The sequence below is a fragment of the Parabacteroides provencensis genome (assembly GCF_900232875.1).
GTDB classification, from domain to species: domain Bacteria; phylum Bacteroidota; class Bacteroidia; order Bacteroidales; family Tannerellaceae; genus Parabacteroides; species Parabacteroides chinchillae.
In genome coordinates, this window is record NZ_LT960489.1 from 142,610 (window position 1) to 159,745 (window position 17,136).

The 17,136-nt window shown below is 41.1% G+C and carries 17 protein-coding genes; 8 read left to right on the forward strand and 9 right to left on the reverse strand.

What is annotated here, in order from left to right:
• Positions 1-11 precede the first annotated feature (11 nt).
• On the reverse strand, positions 12-1,118 hold the full coding sequence (locus CTY47_RS07455) for an efflux RND transporter periplasmic adaptor subunit (RefSeq protein ID WP_099464220.1): 1,107 nt from the start codon (positions 1,116-1,118) through the stop codon (positions 12-14).
• Between the two features lie 313 nt (positions 1,119-1,431).
• Here CTY47_RS07455 and CTY47_RS17310 point away from each other — a divergent pair, with 313 nt between their 5' ends.
• Together CTY47_RS17310 and CTY47_RS17315 are read left to right on the forward strand one after the other, a co-directional pair.
• Positions 1,432-1,734 (forward strand): DUF134 domain-containing protein, encoded by a 303-nt coding sequence (locus tag CTY47_RS17310; protein ID WP_233202122.1) that lies wholly within the window; start codon positions 1,432-1,434, stop codon positions 1,732-1,734.
• Positions 1,735-1,866: 132 nt separating this feature from the next.
• The gene (locus CTY47_RS17315) at positions 1,867-2,277 is read left to right on the forward strand and encodes a NifB/NifX family molybdenum-iron cluster-binding protein (RefSeq protein WP_233202123.1); all 411 of its coding nucleotides are present in this window, start codon (positions 1,867-1,869) and stop codon (positions 2,275-2,277) included.
• 425 nt (positions 2,278-2,702) lie between these two features.
• Here the strand turns inward: CTY47_RS17315 and ilvC are convergent, their stop codons facing one another.
• From ilvC to ilvD, 5 genes are read right to left on the reverse strand one after another with little or no spacing between them, the layout of a single operon-like run.
• Positions 2,703-3,746 carry a ketol-acid reductoisomerase gene (gene ilvC / locus CTY47_RS07465; RefSeq protein ID WP_099464221.1) on the reverse strand — a complete coding sequence of 348 codons (1,044 nt, stop codon included), beginning with the start codon at positions 3,744-3,746 and terminating at the stop codon, positions 2,703-2,705.
• 39 nt (positions 3,747-3,785) lie between these two features.
• Positions 3,786-4,511 (reverse strand): acyl-[acyl-carrier-protein] thioesterase, encoded by a 726-nt coding sequence (locus CTY47_RS07470; RefSeq protein WP_099464222.1) that lies wholly within the window; start codon positions 4,509-4,511, stop codon positions 3,786-3,788.
• 11 nt (positions 4,512-4,522) lie between these two features.
• Positions 4,523-5,077 (reverse strand): acetolactate synthase small subunit, encoded by a 555-nt coding sequence (gene ilvN / locus CTY47_RS07475; protein WP_099464223.1) that lies wholly within the window; start codon positions 5,075-5,077, stop codon positions 4,523-4,525.
• A 12-nt stretch (positions 5,078-5,089) separates the two neighbouring features.
• The gene (gene ilvB / locus CTY47_RS07480; protein ID WP_099464224.1) at positions 5,090-6,790 is read right to left on the reverse strand and encodes a biosynthetic-type acetolactate synthase large subunit; all 1,701 of its coding nucleotides are present in this window, start codon (positions 6,788-6,790) and stop codon (positions 5,090-5,092) included.
• A 23-nt stretch (positions 6,791-6,813) separates the two neighbouring features.
• Entirely contained in the window at positions 6,814-8,649 is a 1,836-nt protein-coding gene (gene ilvD, locus CTY47_RS07485; RefSeq protein WP_099464841.1) for a dihydroxy-acid dehydratase, read from the reverse strand.
• 410 nt (positions 8,650-9,059) lie between these two features.
• On the opposite strand from ilvD, the gene CTY47_RS07490 reads away from it, so the two are divergent.
• The 3 genes from CTY47_RS07490 to aroC all read left to right on the forward strand — a co-directional run bounded on the left by CTY47_RS07490 (position 9,060) and on the right by aroC (position 12,295).
• Positions 9,060-10,241 (forward strand): MalY/PatB family protein, encoded by a 1,182-nt coding sequence (locus CTY47_RS07490; protein WP_099464225.1) that lies wholly within the window; start codon positions 9,060-9,062, stop codon positions 10,239-10,241.
• Between the two features lie 304 nt (positions 10,242-10,545).
• Positions 10,546-11,121, forward strand: coding sequence for an FKBP-type peptidyl-prolyl cis-trans isomerase (locus CTY47_RS07495; protein WP_099464226.1), 576 nt, complete (start codon positions 10,546-10,548; stop codon positions 11,119-11,121).
• A gap of 97 nt (positions 11,122-11,218) precedes the next feature.
• Positions 11,219-12,295 carry a chorismate synthase gene (gene aroC / locus CTY47_RS07500; protein WP_099464227.1) on the forward strand — a complete coding sequence of 359 codons (1,077 nt, stop codon included), beginning with the start codon at positions 11,219-11,221 and terminating at the stop codon, positions 12,293-12,295.
• 109 nt (positions 12,296-12,404) lie between these two features.
• Here aroC and rlmH read toward each other — a convergent pair whose 3' ends face one another.
• On the reverse strand, positions 12,405-12,878 hold the full coding sequence (gene rlmH, locus CTY47_RS07505) for a 23S rRNA (pseudouridine(1915)-N(3))-methyltransferase RlmH (RefSeq protein ID WP_099464228.1): 474 nt from the start codon (positions 12,876-12,878) through the stop codon (positions 12,405-12,407).
• An 88-nt stretch (positions 12,879-12,966) separates the two neighbouring features.
• Between rlmH and CTY47_RS07510 the strand changes: the two genes are divergently transcribed.
• Together CTY47_RS07510 and nadC are read left to right on the forward strand one after the other, a co-directional pair.
• Positions 12,967-13,338 (forward strand): DUF4783 domain-containing protein, encoded by a 372-nt coding sequence (locus CTY47_RS07510; protein WP_099464229.1) that lies wholly within the window; start codon positions 12,967-12,969, stop codon positions 13,336-13,338.
• Positions 13,339-14,178: a carboxylating nicotinate-nucleotide diphosphorylase gene (gene nadC, locus CTY47_RS07515; protein ID WP_099464230.1), complete on the forward strand. Its 840-nt coding sequence runs from the start codon at positions 13,339-13,341 to the stop codon at positions 14,176-14,178. It abuts the gene before it with no gap.
• 163 nt (positions 14,179-14,341) lie between these two features.
• Here nadC and CTY47_RS07520 read toward each other — a convergent pair whose 3' ends face one another.
• Positions 14,342-14,917, reverse strand: coding sequence for an acyltransferase (locus CTY47_RS07520; RefSeq protein ID WP_099464231.1), 576 nt, complete (start codon positions 14,915-14,917; stop codon positions 14,342-14,344).
• Positions 14,918-14,929: 12 nt separating this feature from the next.
• A complete protein-coding gene (locus tag CTY47_RS07525; protein WP_099464232.1) occupies positions 14,930-15,634 on the reverse strand; it encodes an SAM-dependent methyltransferase in 705 nt (234 codons plus the stop codon).
• 52 nt (positions 15,635-15,686) lie between these two features.
• Between CTY47_RS07525 and CTY47_RS07530 the strand changes: the two genes are divergently transcribed.
• Positions 15,687-17,069, forward strand: a complete 1,383-nt coding sequence (locus tag CTY47_RS07530) for a methyltransferase RsmF C-terminal domain-like protein (protein WP_099464233.1) — start codon at positions 15,687-15,689, stop codon at positions 17,067-17,069.
• The last annotated feature ends 67 nt before the right edge of the window (positions 17,070-17,136 follow it).

Here is a 17,136-nt window from a genome sequence, read left to right on the forward strand (position 1 = left end):
ACTTCGATTCTTTATTTAACTTGTGTTCCTTCACGAACCAATCCGGCTCCTTCGGATATAATTTCTTCACCGACTTTCAGTCCGTCAAGTACAATATATTCACGACCGTCATTGATTTCGGCAACGGTAATTAATGTGGAAACAGCTTTACCGTCCACTACTTTATAAACAATAGTTTTATCTTGCAAACGCACTGTTGCGCCTTGCGGAATAATGATACAGTCATCATAAGCCTGTGGAATAAGTACATTGCCGGAAGCTCCACTATGAAGCAAACGGAATTCGTTTGGAAATACAGCACGTACGCCAACCGTACCAGTCTGCCGATCTATTACTCCACTGATAGATTCGATTTTTCCTTTCTGCTCATAAATAGACTGGTCGTTCAGTTTCAATGTGACTTCCGGCATATTAGCCAAAGCGTCATCCATACTTTTATATTGACGGCTCATTGCTAAAAGCTGATTTTCGGTCATAGAAAAATATACATACATGTTTGAATTATCGGAAACTGTAGTCAGCGGTTGGGGGATACTAGCACTGACCAATGCTCCAACACGATAAGGCAACATACCGATAACTCCGTCACTCGGACTTTTAACTTCTGTATAGGAAAGATTATTACGAGCATTTAACTCCTGTGCCTCCGCCTGTGCTAATTGAGCTTTTGCTGTTAGAAAATTATTTTGGCTTGTTTTCAAATTAAATTCGGAAACAACCTTTTTGGCAAAGAGTTCTTTTGTGCTGTTATAATTCAATTCGGCTGTGCTCAAAGCTGCTTTTGCAACCTCTACATTTGCTTGAGCTGTTTTCAGAGCTGCTTTATAAGGAATTTGATCTATGACAAAAAGCAACTGCCCTTTTCGCACTGCCTGCCCTTCTGTTACACAGAGTCGTTCTATAGTACCCGATACTTGCGGATAAATATCTATATCTTGACGACCACGAATTGTAGCAGAATAGGGTGTAGTCAACTCTTTATCTGCGGTAGAGACTTTCATCGTTGCGTAAGACGCTTTCATCTGCGCATCCGGAGCATGTTTACAGGATGCCATCCACACTATTGTACAACTAACGATAGCCATCAGTTGTATTCCTTTCATATTTGCTTTTACCATATATTGAATATTAAATTGAGTGCAAAAGTAAGAGATAAAAATCGAATCTTGTTTGCTTGAATCTCTAGAGAATTATTCTAATTTTATAGTTACTAAGTGTTTTAAGAAACATAGACCACCAATCAATATCTATCCTTGCCCGAATATCAAGAGCCCGTACAGTCCGGTTATTTACAGATCAGCAACATCTATCATACATACAAAAGGTGGATGAAGAAAATATAACTCAAACAGATTTAAGAAAAGCACTTTGTTATTTTTTTATTTTGAACATTTGTTCATTATCTTTGCGATTGTAAATAGTAAATATACAATGTCACCACGTCCAAAGAACATACGCAAAATCAATAATACGCCTTCTGTTGCAGGATTTAAGCCGATAGCTTTCAACAGTTGTTGTAAAGAGACTATACTCTTGCATTTTGAAGAATATGAAGCTATAAGATTATGTGATTATGAAATGAAAAACCAACAAGAGGCTTCCGTCTCAATGGGGGTATCACGTCCGACCCTTAGTCGGATATATACCAGTGCTAGGCAAAAGATTGCCAAAGCATTGGTTCGTGGTGTTGCTATAATGATAAAAGGCGGAGTAGTGTACACAGATAGTGAATGATTCCGTTGTGGAGTATGCGGTTTTTTATTTAATAATATCGATCCTGCACTTAAAATCCGCAAAATAAAATGTCCTGTATGTCACTCTGATGACACAAACATAAGTAATATTAACATTAATAAAAATGAGATTATGATGAAAATTGCAATTCCGACCAAAGGCAATGTGGTTGATAACCATTTCGGTCACTGTGAGTATTACACAATTTTGACAGTAGGGCAAGACAATCAAATTCTAAGCAGTGAGACTATTCCTTCTCCGCAAGGATGTGGATGTAAATCCAATATCGCAGAAGAATTGGAAAACATGGGTGTCAGTGTAATGTTGGCAGGGAATATGGGACAAGGAGCTTTGAACGTCCTTACATCTCACCATATAAAAGTAATGAGAGGTTGTTCCGGAAATATTCTGGATGTTGCCACTGACTATCTGCGCGGGAAAATTACAGATTCCGGCATAGGCTGTTCGTCCCATGAACATCACCATGAATGCCATGCTTCTCTTTCATTGCACTCAATTGCACCGAAAGATAAGAAAGAATAAACCCTGGCAAGATTCAACCAAGTAAATGGATTGGAGATTTGTACACGTTTCAGGCTTCCGGTTACAGGTACGGTTAATTGATTTGATTTCATAATGCGATGACTTTGGCTAATGCATATATGAAGATTATTTTTGAATTATGACATTTCATAGTTATGATTTTTTTTAGTCATAACTATGATCCGTTAAAATCATAACTATGATTTTTATAAGTAATTATCCAACCAACTTCACTGATAAACAGGGATAAGTTACTGTCAAATCATACTTAAAAAAAGTATTCAATAAATTCAAAACAGTTTCTTATAATCAGATGTGTTTACCTAATATTTTCCCTCATGGACTAAATATTTTTATTTTTGGAGATAATAAAAAAGGCGGAGAATACTCTCTGCCTTTTTTATCACCATAAATTCTGAATATAATTAATTATTTTCCGGACGCAATTTACGTACTACAGCACCTGCACGCCACATTTCGCTTTCACGAAGAGCTTTCAATTCTTTTTCCAAACCTTCGCGATAATCAGGTTTGCTGTTTGTATCAATAGAACGCTGGGCTTCGTTGCCACAGGCAACTTCGCTATATAGCTTTTCAAATACTGGTTTTGTTGCATCATGGAACGGCCCCATCCAATCCAAAGCACCACGCTGGGCTGTAGTTGAACAGTTTGCATACATCCAGTCCATACCGTTTTCAGCAAACAAAGGCATCAATGATTGAGTCAATTCTTCAACAGTTTCATTGAACGCTTCAGAAGGTTCATGTCCATGTTCACGCAATGTTTCGTACTGAGCCAGCAGCAAACCTTGAATAGCTCCCATCAAAGTACCGCGTTCACCTGTCAGATCGGAATATACTTCTTTCTTGAATGTCGTTTCAAACAAATAACCAGAACCAACACCGATACCCAAAGCCACAACACGGTCGAAAGCACGACCTGTAGCATCTTGGAAGATAGCATAACTTGAGTTCAACCCACGTCCCTGAAGAAACATACGGCGAAGGGAAGTTCCTGAACCTTTCGGAGCAACCAGAATTACGTCTACGTCTGCAGGAGGTATAATATTAGTACGCTCTTTGTACGTAATAGCGAAACCATGAGAGAAGTACAATGCTTTCCCCGGAGTCAGGTATTTCTTTATACGTGGCCATACTTCAATCTGTGCTGCATCTGAAAGAAGAACCTGAATAATTGTAGCTTTTGCACAAGCTTCTTCTATGTCGAACAGTGTTTCTCCCGGTACCCAACCGTCAGCTACTGCCTTATCATAAGTCTTACCTTTGCGCTGTCCAACGATAACATTAAATCCGTTATCACGTAAGTTCAAACTCTGCCCTGGTCCCTGAACACCATAACCAATTACTGCGATAACTTCATCTTTCAACACTTCTCTTGCCTTTTCCAACGGAAATTCTTCGCGGGTAACAACATTTTCGTCTACACCGCCAAAATTCATTACTGCCATTTTCTTTTACTATTAAAATATAATGTATTAATAAAAATTCTATTTCCAGGTAACCGCCGCACGACAAATAGCCTTGCCTTTATGGCATATAGCCATATCATACTTACCAGGGATTGTTTCAATAGAATACAATCCCAACATCATACCGTATTTGCCTTCTGCCTGATAAGCTATTTCAAAACGGTTTACCTCTTTCTCGCGGAACATATTAATGTCAAACAGGTCTAGTAAATGTTCCATATATTTAATGCTATTCAAATGTCCGTTTATATCCAGGTCGCTATACTTCACCATGTAAGGGACACCTTCTGTTTTGTTCTCTACCGGGAGAATCTTTCCAGGCTTTTCTATTGGACAAATACGATCGGATATATATATGCTCAACCCTTCCACATCCAACAAAGTAGGACGACGCGATTCCAAATCTATAGCCGCCCAGATAGAACGGGCAAAACCAAAAGTTTTTCCTTCACCATCCGCCAGCTCAAAGCAACGGCTGGTAAAGAGTCGGCCTACCTCATCCACCCAAGTATAAACCGTTATAGATTGGGCATTTTTCGGATATTCAGTCACTTCGAGAGCCAAACGGGACAGAACCCAGGCAGTATGCCTCTCCGTCATATCGTCATACCCGAAACCACGTCCTGCCGCATGTGCCGAAGCTGCATGAATCAAGTAATTACCTATCATTGGAATCGTAACACGACCTCTAAAATCCATTTGGTACGACTCCGCATCAAAGTGAAATACTCCTACTTTCTCCATATCTACCTTTATTACTGTTGTCTTCCTTGCAATTTACGTTCCATATCTGCCAACATATCACTCAAGCGTTCGACTTTACTTTTCGTGATAGCCACGCGCCCGGAACGAATAAACTGCAAAACGCCGATAGACCCGCTAAGTTCTTCAAACAAAGCCTGTGTCTCATCATAATGACCACTCTTTTCCAATACAACGCAATCTTCGTTCATTTCCAAAATACGGGCATTATACTTACGAATCAGGTCTTCCACCGTTCCCATCTTGATAAAGAGCTCGGTACTCAACTTATAGAGAGCTATTTCCTGATATACCAGATCTTCGTCTGTATTATAGTAAGCTTTCAGAATATCAACACGCTTGTCAATCTGTTTTACAACCTTGTCAATCATATCCTCATCGGCAAAAGTCGTAATAGTGAACTTATGGATACCGGCAATAGCTGAAGGCGAAACTGAAAGTGTCTCTATATTCAGCTGCCGGCGCGTAAAGATAATCGTAATCTGGTTCAAAAGACCAACGGTATTCTCCGAAAAGATGATAACGGTATATAATTTCTTTATATTCATAACTGTTCTTCCTTACTTATCTCCTAAAATCATGTTCGTAACACTTCCCCCGGCCGGAACCATCGGATAGACCATACCACAGGTTTCCACATTGGCAACCAATACATAAGCACCGTCATGATTCAGCATTTCGGCAATCGCGTCATCCAGTTCTTCACGTTTATCAACAGCACGGCTGGCTATTCCATAAGCTTTAGCAATCCCAACAAAATCCGGATTCTTCATTATCGTATTTGAATAACGTTCGTGGAAGAATAATTCCTGCCACTGGCGCACCATACCTAAGAAATCATTATTAAGAACAATAACTTTCACATTCAGATTTTCCTGCATGATAGTCCCCAGCTCCTGAATCGTCATCTGGATGCCGCCATCACCGGTAAAAAAACAAACCGTACGTTCAGGAGCGCCCAGTTTCGCACCAATCGCTGCAGGAAGACCATAACCCATTGTTCCCAAACCACCAGATGTTACTACACTGCGGGTTTGTTTATATTTGAAATAGCGCACACCCATCATCTGATTTTGGCCTACGTCTGTAACCAACACAGCATCATTGCCCGTTGCTTCAGATACTTTACGGACTACTTCACCCATCTTCAGTTTGCCTTCGGAAGGATAAAGCTCCTTGCCGATCACTTTTTCGTATTCTTCCTTTTCATCCGGTTCAAATTCGGCATTCCATTCAGGACGTTTACGTTCTTCCAATAAGGCGGTAATCATCGGTATAGAATGTTTAGCATTACCCAGCACTTTTACGTCTACAGGAACATTCTTTCCTATTTCCGAATTATCGATATCCAGATGAATTATTTTTGCCTGTTTAGCATAAGTTTTCAAATCCCCGGTTACACGGTCGTCAAAACGCATACCGATAGCAATTAACACATCACATTCGTTCGTTTTACGGTTCGGACCCACATTTCCATGCATGCCAAGCATTCCTTTATTTAAAGAAAAGTCAGAAGGCAAAGCCGACAAGCCAAGAACTGTTGAACCTGCCGGTATATCATTCTTTAACAGGAATGTTTTCAATTCTTCTTCCGCGCCACCCAACACAACGCCCTGTCCTACCAAACAAAATGGTTTTTCAGCATTATTGATAAGGCTCGCAGCTTCTTCAATCCTTTCTTTCTTTATATCTGGTTCCGGTTGGTAGCTACGGATATAATCTACTTTTTTATATTCATATTCCAGTAAACCAACCTGAGCATCCTTTGCTATATCAAGCACAACCGGGCCAGGACGGCCGGTTGATGCAATATAAAATGCACGCGAAACAGCCCAAGCAATTTCTTCGGGTTTACGAACCTGATAAGCCCATTTGGTAATAGGTTGTGCAATACCAATGACATCTACTTCCTGGAAAGCATCCGTTCCTAATAATGGTGATGGTACCTGTCCGGCAATTACTACCATTGGCGTACTATCCATCATCGCATCGGCAATGCCTGTAATAGTATTGGTTGCTCCGGGACCTGAAGTAACCAATGTCACTCCTACTTTACCAGAAACACGGGCATAACCCTGAGCTGCATGCGTAGCGCCTTGCTCATGGCGCACCAATATATGCCTTAATTTATCTCTGTAATCATATAAACTATCATAAATAGGTATCGCCTGTCCGCCCGGATAACCGAAGATAGTATCTACTCCTTCAGCAATCAGCGCCTTCAGCAAAGCTTCCGAACCGGTTATCTTATGTGTATCCATATTAAATTATATTAGCCTTGTGTTTAATCTTCTATTATACGAACTCCTCCTTTATCCGCCGAGCTTACCATCTTAGCATAAGCCTTCAGCGCTTTCGAGACGACTCGCTGACGGTGAGGAGCAGTAAATGCTCTCGCTCCACGGGCTTCTTCCGCTTTACGACGTTCGGCCAATTCGACATCGCTCACCTTTACATTAATAATACGTTCGGGTATATTTATTTCTATAATATCGCCATCCTTTACCAAGCCGATAGCACCCCCGGCAGCAGCCTCGGGAGATACATGTCCAATAGAAAGCCCGGATGTTCCACCACTAAAACGTCCATCGGTAATCAATGCACATTCTTTACCCAAATGACGGCTCTTGATATAAGAAGTAGGATAAAGCATCTCCTGCATGCCAGGTCCTCCTTTCGGACCTTCATGGGTAATGACAACCACATCTCCTGATACAACTTTGCCTCCCAGGATACCCTCGCAAGCAGCATCCTGTGAATCGAATACTTTTGCCGGACCTGAGAACTTCCATATGCTCTCATCCACCCCGGCTGTTTTTACAACACAACCGTCGAGAGCAATGTTACCTTTCAGGACAGCCAAACCGCCGTCTTTCGAATAAGCATGTTCCACATCACGGATACAGCCATTTGCACGGTCGGTATCTAATTCTTTATAATAAGACTCCTGTGAGCCCATTCGAATACTGAACTTATGTGCAGGTGCACTCTTGTATTTCTTTATAGCTTCATCTGTTACACCTGGAGAAGTAATGCCAAAACTATCTACAGCCTCTGCCAATGTTTTACCATCTACACGCTTTACCGTGCCATCCACCAAACCGCCTTCCATCAACTCTTTCATAATAGAAAGAATTCCACCGGCACGATTTACATCCTGCACATGATAGATATGTGTATTCGGAGCTACTTTACATAAACAAGGCGTCTTACGGGAAAGTTTGTCTATATCGTCCATAGTGAAATCAACTTCTGCCTCTTGAGCAACAGCCAGCAGATGAAGCACCGTATTTGTAGAACCACCCATTGCAATATCCAAAGACATTGCATTAAGGAAAGCCTGGCGGGTAGCTATACTGCGAGGTAAAACGGAGTCATCGCCATCCCGGTAATATTTATAAGCATTTTCGACAATCTGTTTAGCAGCATCTCGGAATAGCTGAATACGATTTGCATGCGTAGCAACAATCGTACCATTGCCAGGAAGAGCCAGACCTATTGCTTCGTTCAGACAGTTCATTGAATTGGCAGTAAACATACCGGAACAGCTTCCGCAAGTCGGGCATGCACTGCGCTCCACTTGTTTAATTCGTTCATCACTCACTGAAGTATCCGCAGACTCTATCATAGCATCAATCAGGTCGAGATGACGGCCGTCCAGTTCTCCAGCCTCCATCGGACCACCAGACACAAAGATTGCGGGAATATTCAACCGCATGGCTGCCATCAACATTCCCGGAGTGATCTTGTCGCAATTACTTATGCAAACCATAGCATCTGCCTTATGAGCGTTCACCATATATTCAACACTGTCGGCAATAATATCACGTGAAGGAAGCGAATAAAGCATTCCATCATGCCCCATAGCTATACCATCGTCAATGGCAATCGTATTGAATTCGGCAGCAAAACATCCGAGTTTTTCTATTTCCGTTTTCACCAGTTGCCCGATTTCATGCAAATGTACATGCCCCGGTACAAACTGTGTAAATGAATTAACTATTGCAATAATAGGTTTGCCTAATTGTTCTTCTTTCATGCCATTGGCACGCCACAAAGCACGCGCACCTGCCATTCTGCGGCCTTCGGTACTGTATGAACTTCTTAACGGATGCTTCATCATATCTTTTATAAATTAAAAAAGCCCTTCTCTATAAGGAGAAAGGCTTAAGAATATCTTCACGATTTCACAACATCTTACACACCTTTCTCCTTACCTACTAATGACTAGAAGGACCACCACGAGAATAATATGCAATACGTTGTTCATCATCTTTTCTTTTCGTCTTTATTTTACTTGACGCAGCAAATGTAGAACAATAATCGGAATCAACAAAGGATTTAAAAGAAAATTCTTTCTTTTTCTTTCATTTATCAACAAAAAAAATATGTTACACTTGCACTTTAACACACCACAAAGGCTTTTCCAATAGATTTAAAAGCAATCATTTCATATATCATAGATATCTATATTATAAAGATTTGTATCTTTGACGGCAACACAGACAAGAAACAGACATTTTATAGAATATGAAACAGTACAACTTTGATGAAGTAATCGAACGTCGCGGCACAAATTGTATAAAACATGATTTACTAAAAGAACGGTTCGGCGATGAAAAGTTAATACCTCTTTGGGTAGCAGATATGGATTTCCGCACACCCGATTTCATTGTCGAGGCCATAAAAAAACGCTGTGAACATGAGGTATTCGGTTATACATACGGCTCGGACGAATATTATGAAAGTATCATTAACTGGGTACATTACAAGCACAACTGGAAAATACAAAAAGAATGGATCAGTTATATTCCCGGCATAGTAAAAGGCATCAGTTTTGCACTTCAATGCTTTACCCGTCCGGGGGACAAAGTCATAATCCAGCCTCCGGTATATCATCCGTTCCGCATCGTTCCGCAAAGTATGAAACGCGAAGTTGTTTACAATCCGTTAAAACTGGTGGAAGGTTCGTATGAAATGGACTTCGAACAACTGGAATCTATTATAGATGAAAAATGCAAGGTATTAATCTTGTGCAACCCACACAACCCGGGTGGTATTGTATGGAAAAAAGAGACATTAGTACAACTTGCCGAAGTATGCGCCAAACATCATATCCTCGTTATCTCCGACGAAATCCATGCAGAAATGGCTTATCCGCAATATAAACACTATCCGTTTGCTACCGTATCCGATAATGCGGCTTTATGTTGCATCACATTTATGGCTCCCAGTAAGACATTCAATATTGCAGGAATCGTAACATCATACGCAATTATCCCCAATGATCGTTTACGCAAAGAATTTTATGAATTTCTCGAAGCCGGAGAATTCGGAGACGGAACAATATTTGCTTATGAAGCAACAACAGCCGCATATACATATGGTGCTGAATGGTTACAACAAATGCGTATGTATATTATGGAAAACGTCCGTTTTGTAGATGAATTCATCAAAACAAACTTACCCAAGATTAAAATGTACATGCCACAAGCCTCCTTCCTTATTTGGTTAGACTGCCGAGGACTAAAACTTAATCAAGAAGAGCTTGTCGATTTATTCCAAAACAAAGCAGGTCTGGCATTAAACGATGGAAGTATATTCGGTCCGGGAGGCGAAGGACACATGCGTTTGAATATTGGTTGTCCACGCTCTATCTTGGAAACATCATTAAATGCATTAAAGAAAGCACTAAATAAAGAAAAGAAATAAATTACCCTGAATAAGGATTGTATATTTCAGGTATACAATCCTTACTTTATTTTGAAAAATCTTGAAAATAATTATATAGTATCATCAAGTACTTCCTCACAATTGCATATTACCTTATATACAATGTTGCCTATTCTAAAATATAGGCTATTAAAACGGTGCAAAGGTAATTATAATATTCTTAAAAATAGATATATCCGGCAAAGCATCCTCTATTTCTTTGGGAAATACGCCGATAAGTCAGAAATAATCCGTAAATTTGTCAGCTTAATAGTATTTTTACATTATAAAAACGAGATTACATATGAAAATTACGGCAAATAAGTACGTTGCGGTTACTTACGACCTGAACGTAGGCGAAGGTGAAGAGCGCGAACTGATGGAAAAAGCAACAGCCGAAGTTCCTTTGAAGTTCATATTCGGAACAGGCATGATGCTCCCCGCTTTCGAAGATGCCTTGAAAGGACTGGAAGTAGGTGATACCTTCAACTTCTCTATAGCTCCTGCCGACGCATACGGCGAATATGTAGAAGAGCATGTACTGGATCTTCCGAAAAACATTTTCGAGGTGGACGGCAAGTTTGACTCTGAAATGATTAAAGAAGGTAACACAGTCCCAATGATGGATTCCAACGGTAATCGTATGAACGGTTCTGTTCTGGAAGTAAAGGAAGATATCATTGTAATGGATTTTAATCATCCTCTGGCTGGTGAAACCTTACACTTTAGCGGAACAGTACTTGATGTTCACGAACCTTCTGAAGAAGAAGTAGCTGCAATGACAGCTCCTGCAGGCGGATGTAATTGCGGCTGCGATGATTGCGGCAGCGACTGTGGAGACAAAGACCACGACAGCTGCGGTTGCGGTGGTTGCCACTAATAATTATAGAATCGATATTTATTGAATGGTTAATAGTTAATTGGCAACAAACAATTAGCTATTAACCATTTTTCATTTAGCAAAAACCCACAAGCTTATGTTCAACACTTTTGGTAATATATACAGGCTAACGTCGTTCGGCGAATCGCACGGCGCAGGTATCGGAGGCGTAATAGACGGCTGCCCTTCCGGCATTGATCTGGATATGGATTTTATCCAGCAGGAATTAAACCGAAGAAAACCAGGGCAGTCACGCATCACTACTCCACGCAAAGAAGACGACGAAGTACAATTCTTTTCCGGTATATACGAAGGAAAAACAACCGGGACGCCAATCGGCTTTATTATCTGGAATAAAAATCAACACTCGGCCGATTATGACAACATGAAGTCTTTATATCGTCCCTCTCATGCTGACTACACCTATCAAACTAAATACGGCATCCGTGATCCGCGCGGAGGAGGACGTTCGTCCGCCCGCGAAACAATTGCGCGTTGTGTTGCCGGAGCTATTGCTAAACTGGCCCTACGCCAGCGAGGCATCCGGATACAGGCATTTACTTCACAAGTTGGTTCTATAAAGCTGGAAGGTTCTTATCAGGATTACGATCTTAACCTGACAGAAGATAGCGCCGTACGTTGTCCTGATCCGGCAAAAGCAGCCGAGATGGAAGAACTTATAGCAGAGATCAAATCAAAAGGAGACACAGTAGGAGGCGTAATCACGTGTGTAATAACAGGTACTCCTGTAGGATTAGGCGAACCTGTCTTTGGCAAGTTACATGCAGCATTAGGGCATGCAATGCTAACTATCAATGCTGTAAAAGGATTTGAATATGGAGACGGATTTGATGCTGCACTTTTCAGAGGCTCCGAACGTAATGACCGTTTCTTCAACGATCATGGCCATATAAATACACATACAAATCATTCAGGAGGAATACAAGGCGGCATTTCAAACGGGCAAGACATATACTTCCGCGTTGCATTCAAATCCGTAGCAACCATTTTGATGGAACAGGAAACAGTAACACAGGATTGTGAAGATACAATACTGAAAGCCCGCGGACGCCACGATCCATGCGTACTTCCGCGCGCAGTGCCCATCGTCGAATCAATGGCAGCCATTACCTTACTTGATTATATGTTATTGCAAAAAACGCATGAATTTTAAAACTGCCCCGAAGCATTTTATTCATTTCTCCACGAAGAACTAAACAGATCACGGCTGTGATCCGACCAAACCACAGCCGTGAACCGATTAAAAGAACCTGTTCCTTATTCTATTCATGATGATAAGGTTCGTTGTTCAGAATAGTCATCGCTCTGTATATCTGCTCCACAAAGATTAAACGAATCATTTGGTGCGAGAAAGTCATTTTACTCAAAGAAATCTTTTCGGATGCAGCCTTGTAAACAGCTTCACTAAAGCCATAAGGACCACCTATCACGAAGACTAGCCGCTTTGGAACCGCGTGCATTTTTTTCTCTATATAGGAAGAGAACTGCATTGAGGTAAACTCCTTGCCCTTTTCATCAAGCAAAACAAGGTAATCTCCCGACTGAAGTGCTCTTAAAATCAGCTCGCCTTCTTTTTCTTTTTGTTGCGACTCGGATAGATTCTTTACATTCTTTATATCAGGAATAACTTCCATCTCAAAAGGGATATAGTGTACCAAGCGGTTCTTATATTCATTAATAGCTTCTACAAAATAACCGGCATCTGTCTTGCCTATCACAACCAATGCAATCTTCATCTGTTTACAATTAACGCATTTAGAGGGGCTAAGTTACGAGAAAAATACATACCTTTGTAGCTGATTATTCACAAAAAAGAGGAAAGCTATGAAACGATTTTTACTTACGCTCGCCTTGATACTCTCTGTATTAAGCATCCAGGCAGCTGATATAACGAATATATCAAATGCTTTCAAAGGAGGAAATGCCTCATCACTATCTGCTTCCATGGATAAAGAAGTAGATATGGCATTGCCCAATTCTACAAAGAAATGCAACAGCAATGAAGCCATTGCACAACTGAACACATTCTTTAGTTCTAACAAACCTTCCGGATTCACGATAGTTCATCATGCCGATAAAAAGGAAAGCGGCTTTTTCGTTGGCAAACTTTCAACAGGAAGCGGCGAATACCGGGTAAATGTGACCTACCGCTCGGAAGAAAACAAAGCGATTATACAATCAATCAGAATAGAATAAATGGATCAACTAATTGACGACTTAATCAAGCTATCTTTCGCCGAAGACATTGGAGATGGCGATCATACGACATTATGCTGCATTCCTGAAACTGCCATGGGAAAAAGCCAGCTTATCATCAAGGAAGATGGTGTACTTGCCGGTGTGGAAATGGCCAAACGTATCTTTCACGACTTCGATCCGGAATTAAAAATGACTATTTTCATCAACGATGGAGCAGAAGTAAAGAAAGGGGATATAGCATTCACGGTAGAAGGGAAAGTACAATCTCTGTTGCAGACCGAACGCCTGATGCTGAACGTAATGCAACGTATGAGCGGTATAGCAACAACAACCCGTAAATACGTAAAAGCATTAGAAGGCACCAAGACACGCGTACTGGATACCCGTAAAACAACTCCGGGTATGCGTATGATGGAAAAAGAAGCTGTAAAGATCGGAGGAGGCGTAAATCACCGTATCGGATTGTTTGATATGATTCTGCTGAAAGATAATCATGTAGACTTTGCCGGAGGTATCGAACAAGCTATCACCCGTGCACAGAAATACCTAAAAGAAAAAGGCAAAAATCTGAAGATAGAAATTGAAGTGCGTAACTTTGATGAACTGGAACAAGCCATGAAAGTGGGTGGAATAGACAGAATTATGCTTGACAACTTCAATATAGAGAATACAAAGGAAGCTGTACGCCGCGTAGCAGGTCGCTATGAATTGGAATCTTCCGGCGGTATCACATTCGACACCTTACGCGACTATGCAGAATGTGGTGTTGACTATATCTCTGTCGGCGCTCTTACCCACTCTGTAAAAAGTCTGGACATGAGCTTGAAGGCTTGCTAAAAAGTATACATGAACAGCAATAAAAGGGATATATGTTTTATTAATAAAAGTCCCGTCTTAACACTTTAAAAGTCTGCTCTTTTAGTGTTAAGACGGGACTTTTTTATTCAAAAGACAACTCTTTTGCAAGCCCTCTCCTACTTATGTTTATCGGACAGCAATATTATTTTATCCGTTTTACTTCATTATCCAGAAGTTGATATTCTTGTCCGCTCTCAGGACAAGTTGCATAGCCAGCCTTATCAAAAGAAAGTTGATGGCCATATTCGCTTACCCAACCTACCTGCCTGGAAGGATTACCTACAACCAATGCATAAGGAAGAATATCCTTCGTCACCACACTTCCTGCCCCAATCAAAGCATAAGCGCCAATAACATGTCCGCAAACGATTGTTGCATTGGCTCCTATTGTTGCACCTTTGCCAACATACGTTTTCTTATATTGATCTTTACGGCAAACGGCACTACGTGGGTTCGTAACATTTGTAAACACGCAGCTAGGACCAAGAAACACATCATCATCGCATACAACTCCGGTATAAACAGAGACATTGTTCTGCACCTTTACATTATTGCCTAATACAACATCCGGTGAAACAACCACATTCTGTCCGATATTACAATTCTTTCCAATCTTGCATCCCGCCATCAGATGGGAGAAATGCCAAATATATGTACCGTCGCCTATAACACATCCCGGGTCAATTACAGCAGTTTCGTGAGCTTGATATGCAGCCATACGCACTATATATTATTTATAGATTAAAAAGATTGTGGGCTTCTTACTTAAATCAGGCACCTTTCCTACCCATTCTTTAATCGGACGAGTATGGATATATTCATCCTCACACGTAATATCAGATGCTATACATAGCTTGGTAGAAGGACGGCACGTACGGATAAGCTCATCCGCCAACTTATTATTTCGGTATGGAGTTTCTATAAAAAGTTGTGTTTGGTTCTCCGAATAGATGCGCCCTTCCAGTTTCTTGATCGCATTTATCCGTTCCGAAGCCTCTATCGGCAAATAACCGTGAAAAGCAAAGCTTTGTCCATTAAAGCCGGAACCCATTACCGACATCAAAATAGAAGAAGGACCAACCAACGGCACAACCGGATAATTTTTACGTTGAGCAATAGCCACCACATCAGCTCCCGGATCTGCAATGGCAGGACATCCGGCTTCAGATATAACACCCATATTCTCTCCTTTTGCCAACGGGGACAAATAGCCGGTCACTTCTTCGGGAGAAGTATGCTTATTCAATTCATAAAAAGTCAGTTCATCTATCACTATAGACGGCTCTACTTTCTTCAGAAAGCGACGTGCCGTACGTACATTTTCAACAATAAAATGCTTTATCTGCAATATAACTTCACGATTGTATTCCGGCAACACACGGCGATGTTCCGTTTCTCCCAAAGTGACAGGTATAAGGAAAAGAGATGCTTGCATACTGTTTGTTTTCTGCAAATGTAGTATTTTTGTAGCAAACAAACAGAATAAGATGTCACTTCCTATTGATTTTATTACCCGTACACGTGCCTTGCTAGGCGACGAATTCAGCAAATTGGAAACAGCTTTGCAGGCCGAAGTACCCGTAAGCATCCGTATCAATGAAAAGAAAGGAACTCATACACCCAACGGCGGCGAACCTGTGGCATGGTGTAAAAGCGGCTTTTATTTGCCGGAACGTTTATCTTTTACTTTCGATCCTTTATTTCATGCAGGAGCTTACTATGTGCAGGAAGCCTCATCCATGTTTCTGGAACAAGCCATTAAACAGTACGTAACCGAACCTGTACGTTGTTTGGATTTATGTGCCGCTCCGGGAGGAAAATCCACCCATCTTGCCAGCCTTTTGCCGGAAGGCAGTTTGCTTGTAAGCAACGAAGTTATCCGGAGCAGAAGCAATATCCTTGCAGAAAACATGGCCAAATGGGGAATACCCGATGTTATTGTTACCAACAATGACCCTGAAGAAATAGGCAAGCTTACCCATCTATTCGATGTCATTGTAACAGATGTTCCCTGTTCCGGTGAAGGAATGTTCCGTAAAGATACCGACAGTACAGGCGAGTGGAGCCTTGCCAATGTTAACTTATGTGCCGGACGGAGCCGACGTATCATCCATGATATATGGAATGCTTTAAAGCCCGGAGGCATACTGATTTACAGCACATGCACATACAATACGGAAGAAGATGAAGATAATGTATATTACATTACAGAAGAATTAGGTGCCGAAGCCCTTTCAATCTCAACACCGGAAGAATGGCAAATAACCGGTGCCCTTAAACACAATTATCCGGTTTACCGTTTCTTTCCACATAAAACCAAAGGCGAGGGGTTCTTTCTGGCCGTTCTCCGCAAAGCAGAAGGTGAAGCCGAAGAAATTCGTTTCAAGACAAAAGAAAAGAAAGAAAAAAGAAAGGCGGAACCTCCCGTTCCGGAATATGCAAAAAAGTTTCTTCAGTATGAAAATTTATTTTCATCAGGATGGAACAAAAATTTCATACTAATGAAACCAAAATCAGTTGCCGATGTATATCCGTTTTTACACGACCGGCTGCATATCCTCTCGGCAGGCGTTTGCCTTGGTGAGCTGAAGGGCAAAGACCTGATTCCTTCGCAAGAACTGGCACTTAGCACAGCACTGCGCCGGGATGCTTTCCCGTCTGTGGAACTTAGCTGGGACGATGCAATACGCTATCTAAAAAAAGAAGCCCTTCTCCTACCCGAAAGTATAGAGAAAGGCTACGTATTAGTTACTTACAAAGGATTCCCTCTAGGTTTCGTAAAACACTTGGGCAACCGTGCCAACAATCTTTACCCACAAGAATGGAGAATAAGAACAAGCTACTTGCCGGAAAATATACAAATTCTGTAGTCAAGAAAGTATATCTAGTATTATTAAAGAACAACAATGGTAAGGAAGAAGTCGTAAAACAAGGAGA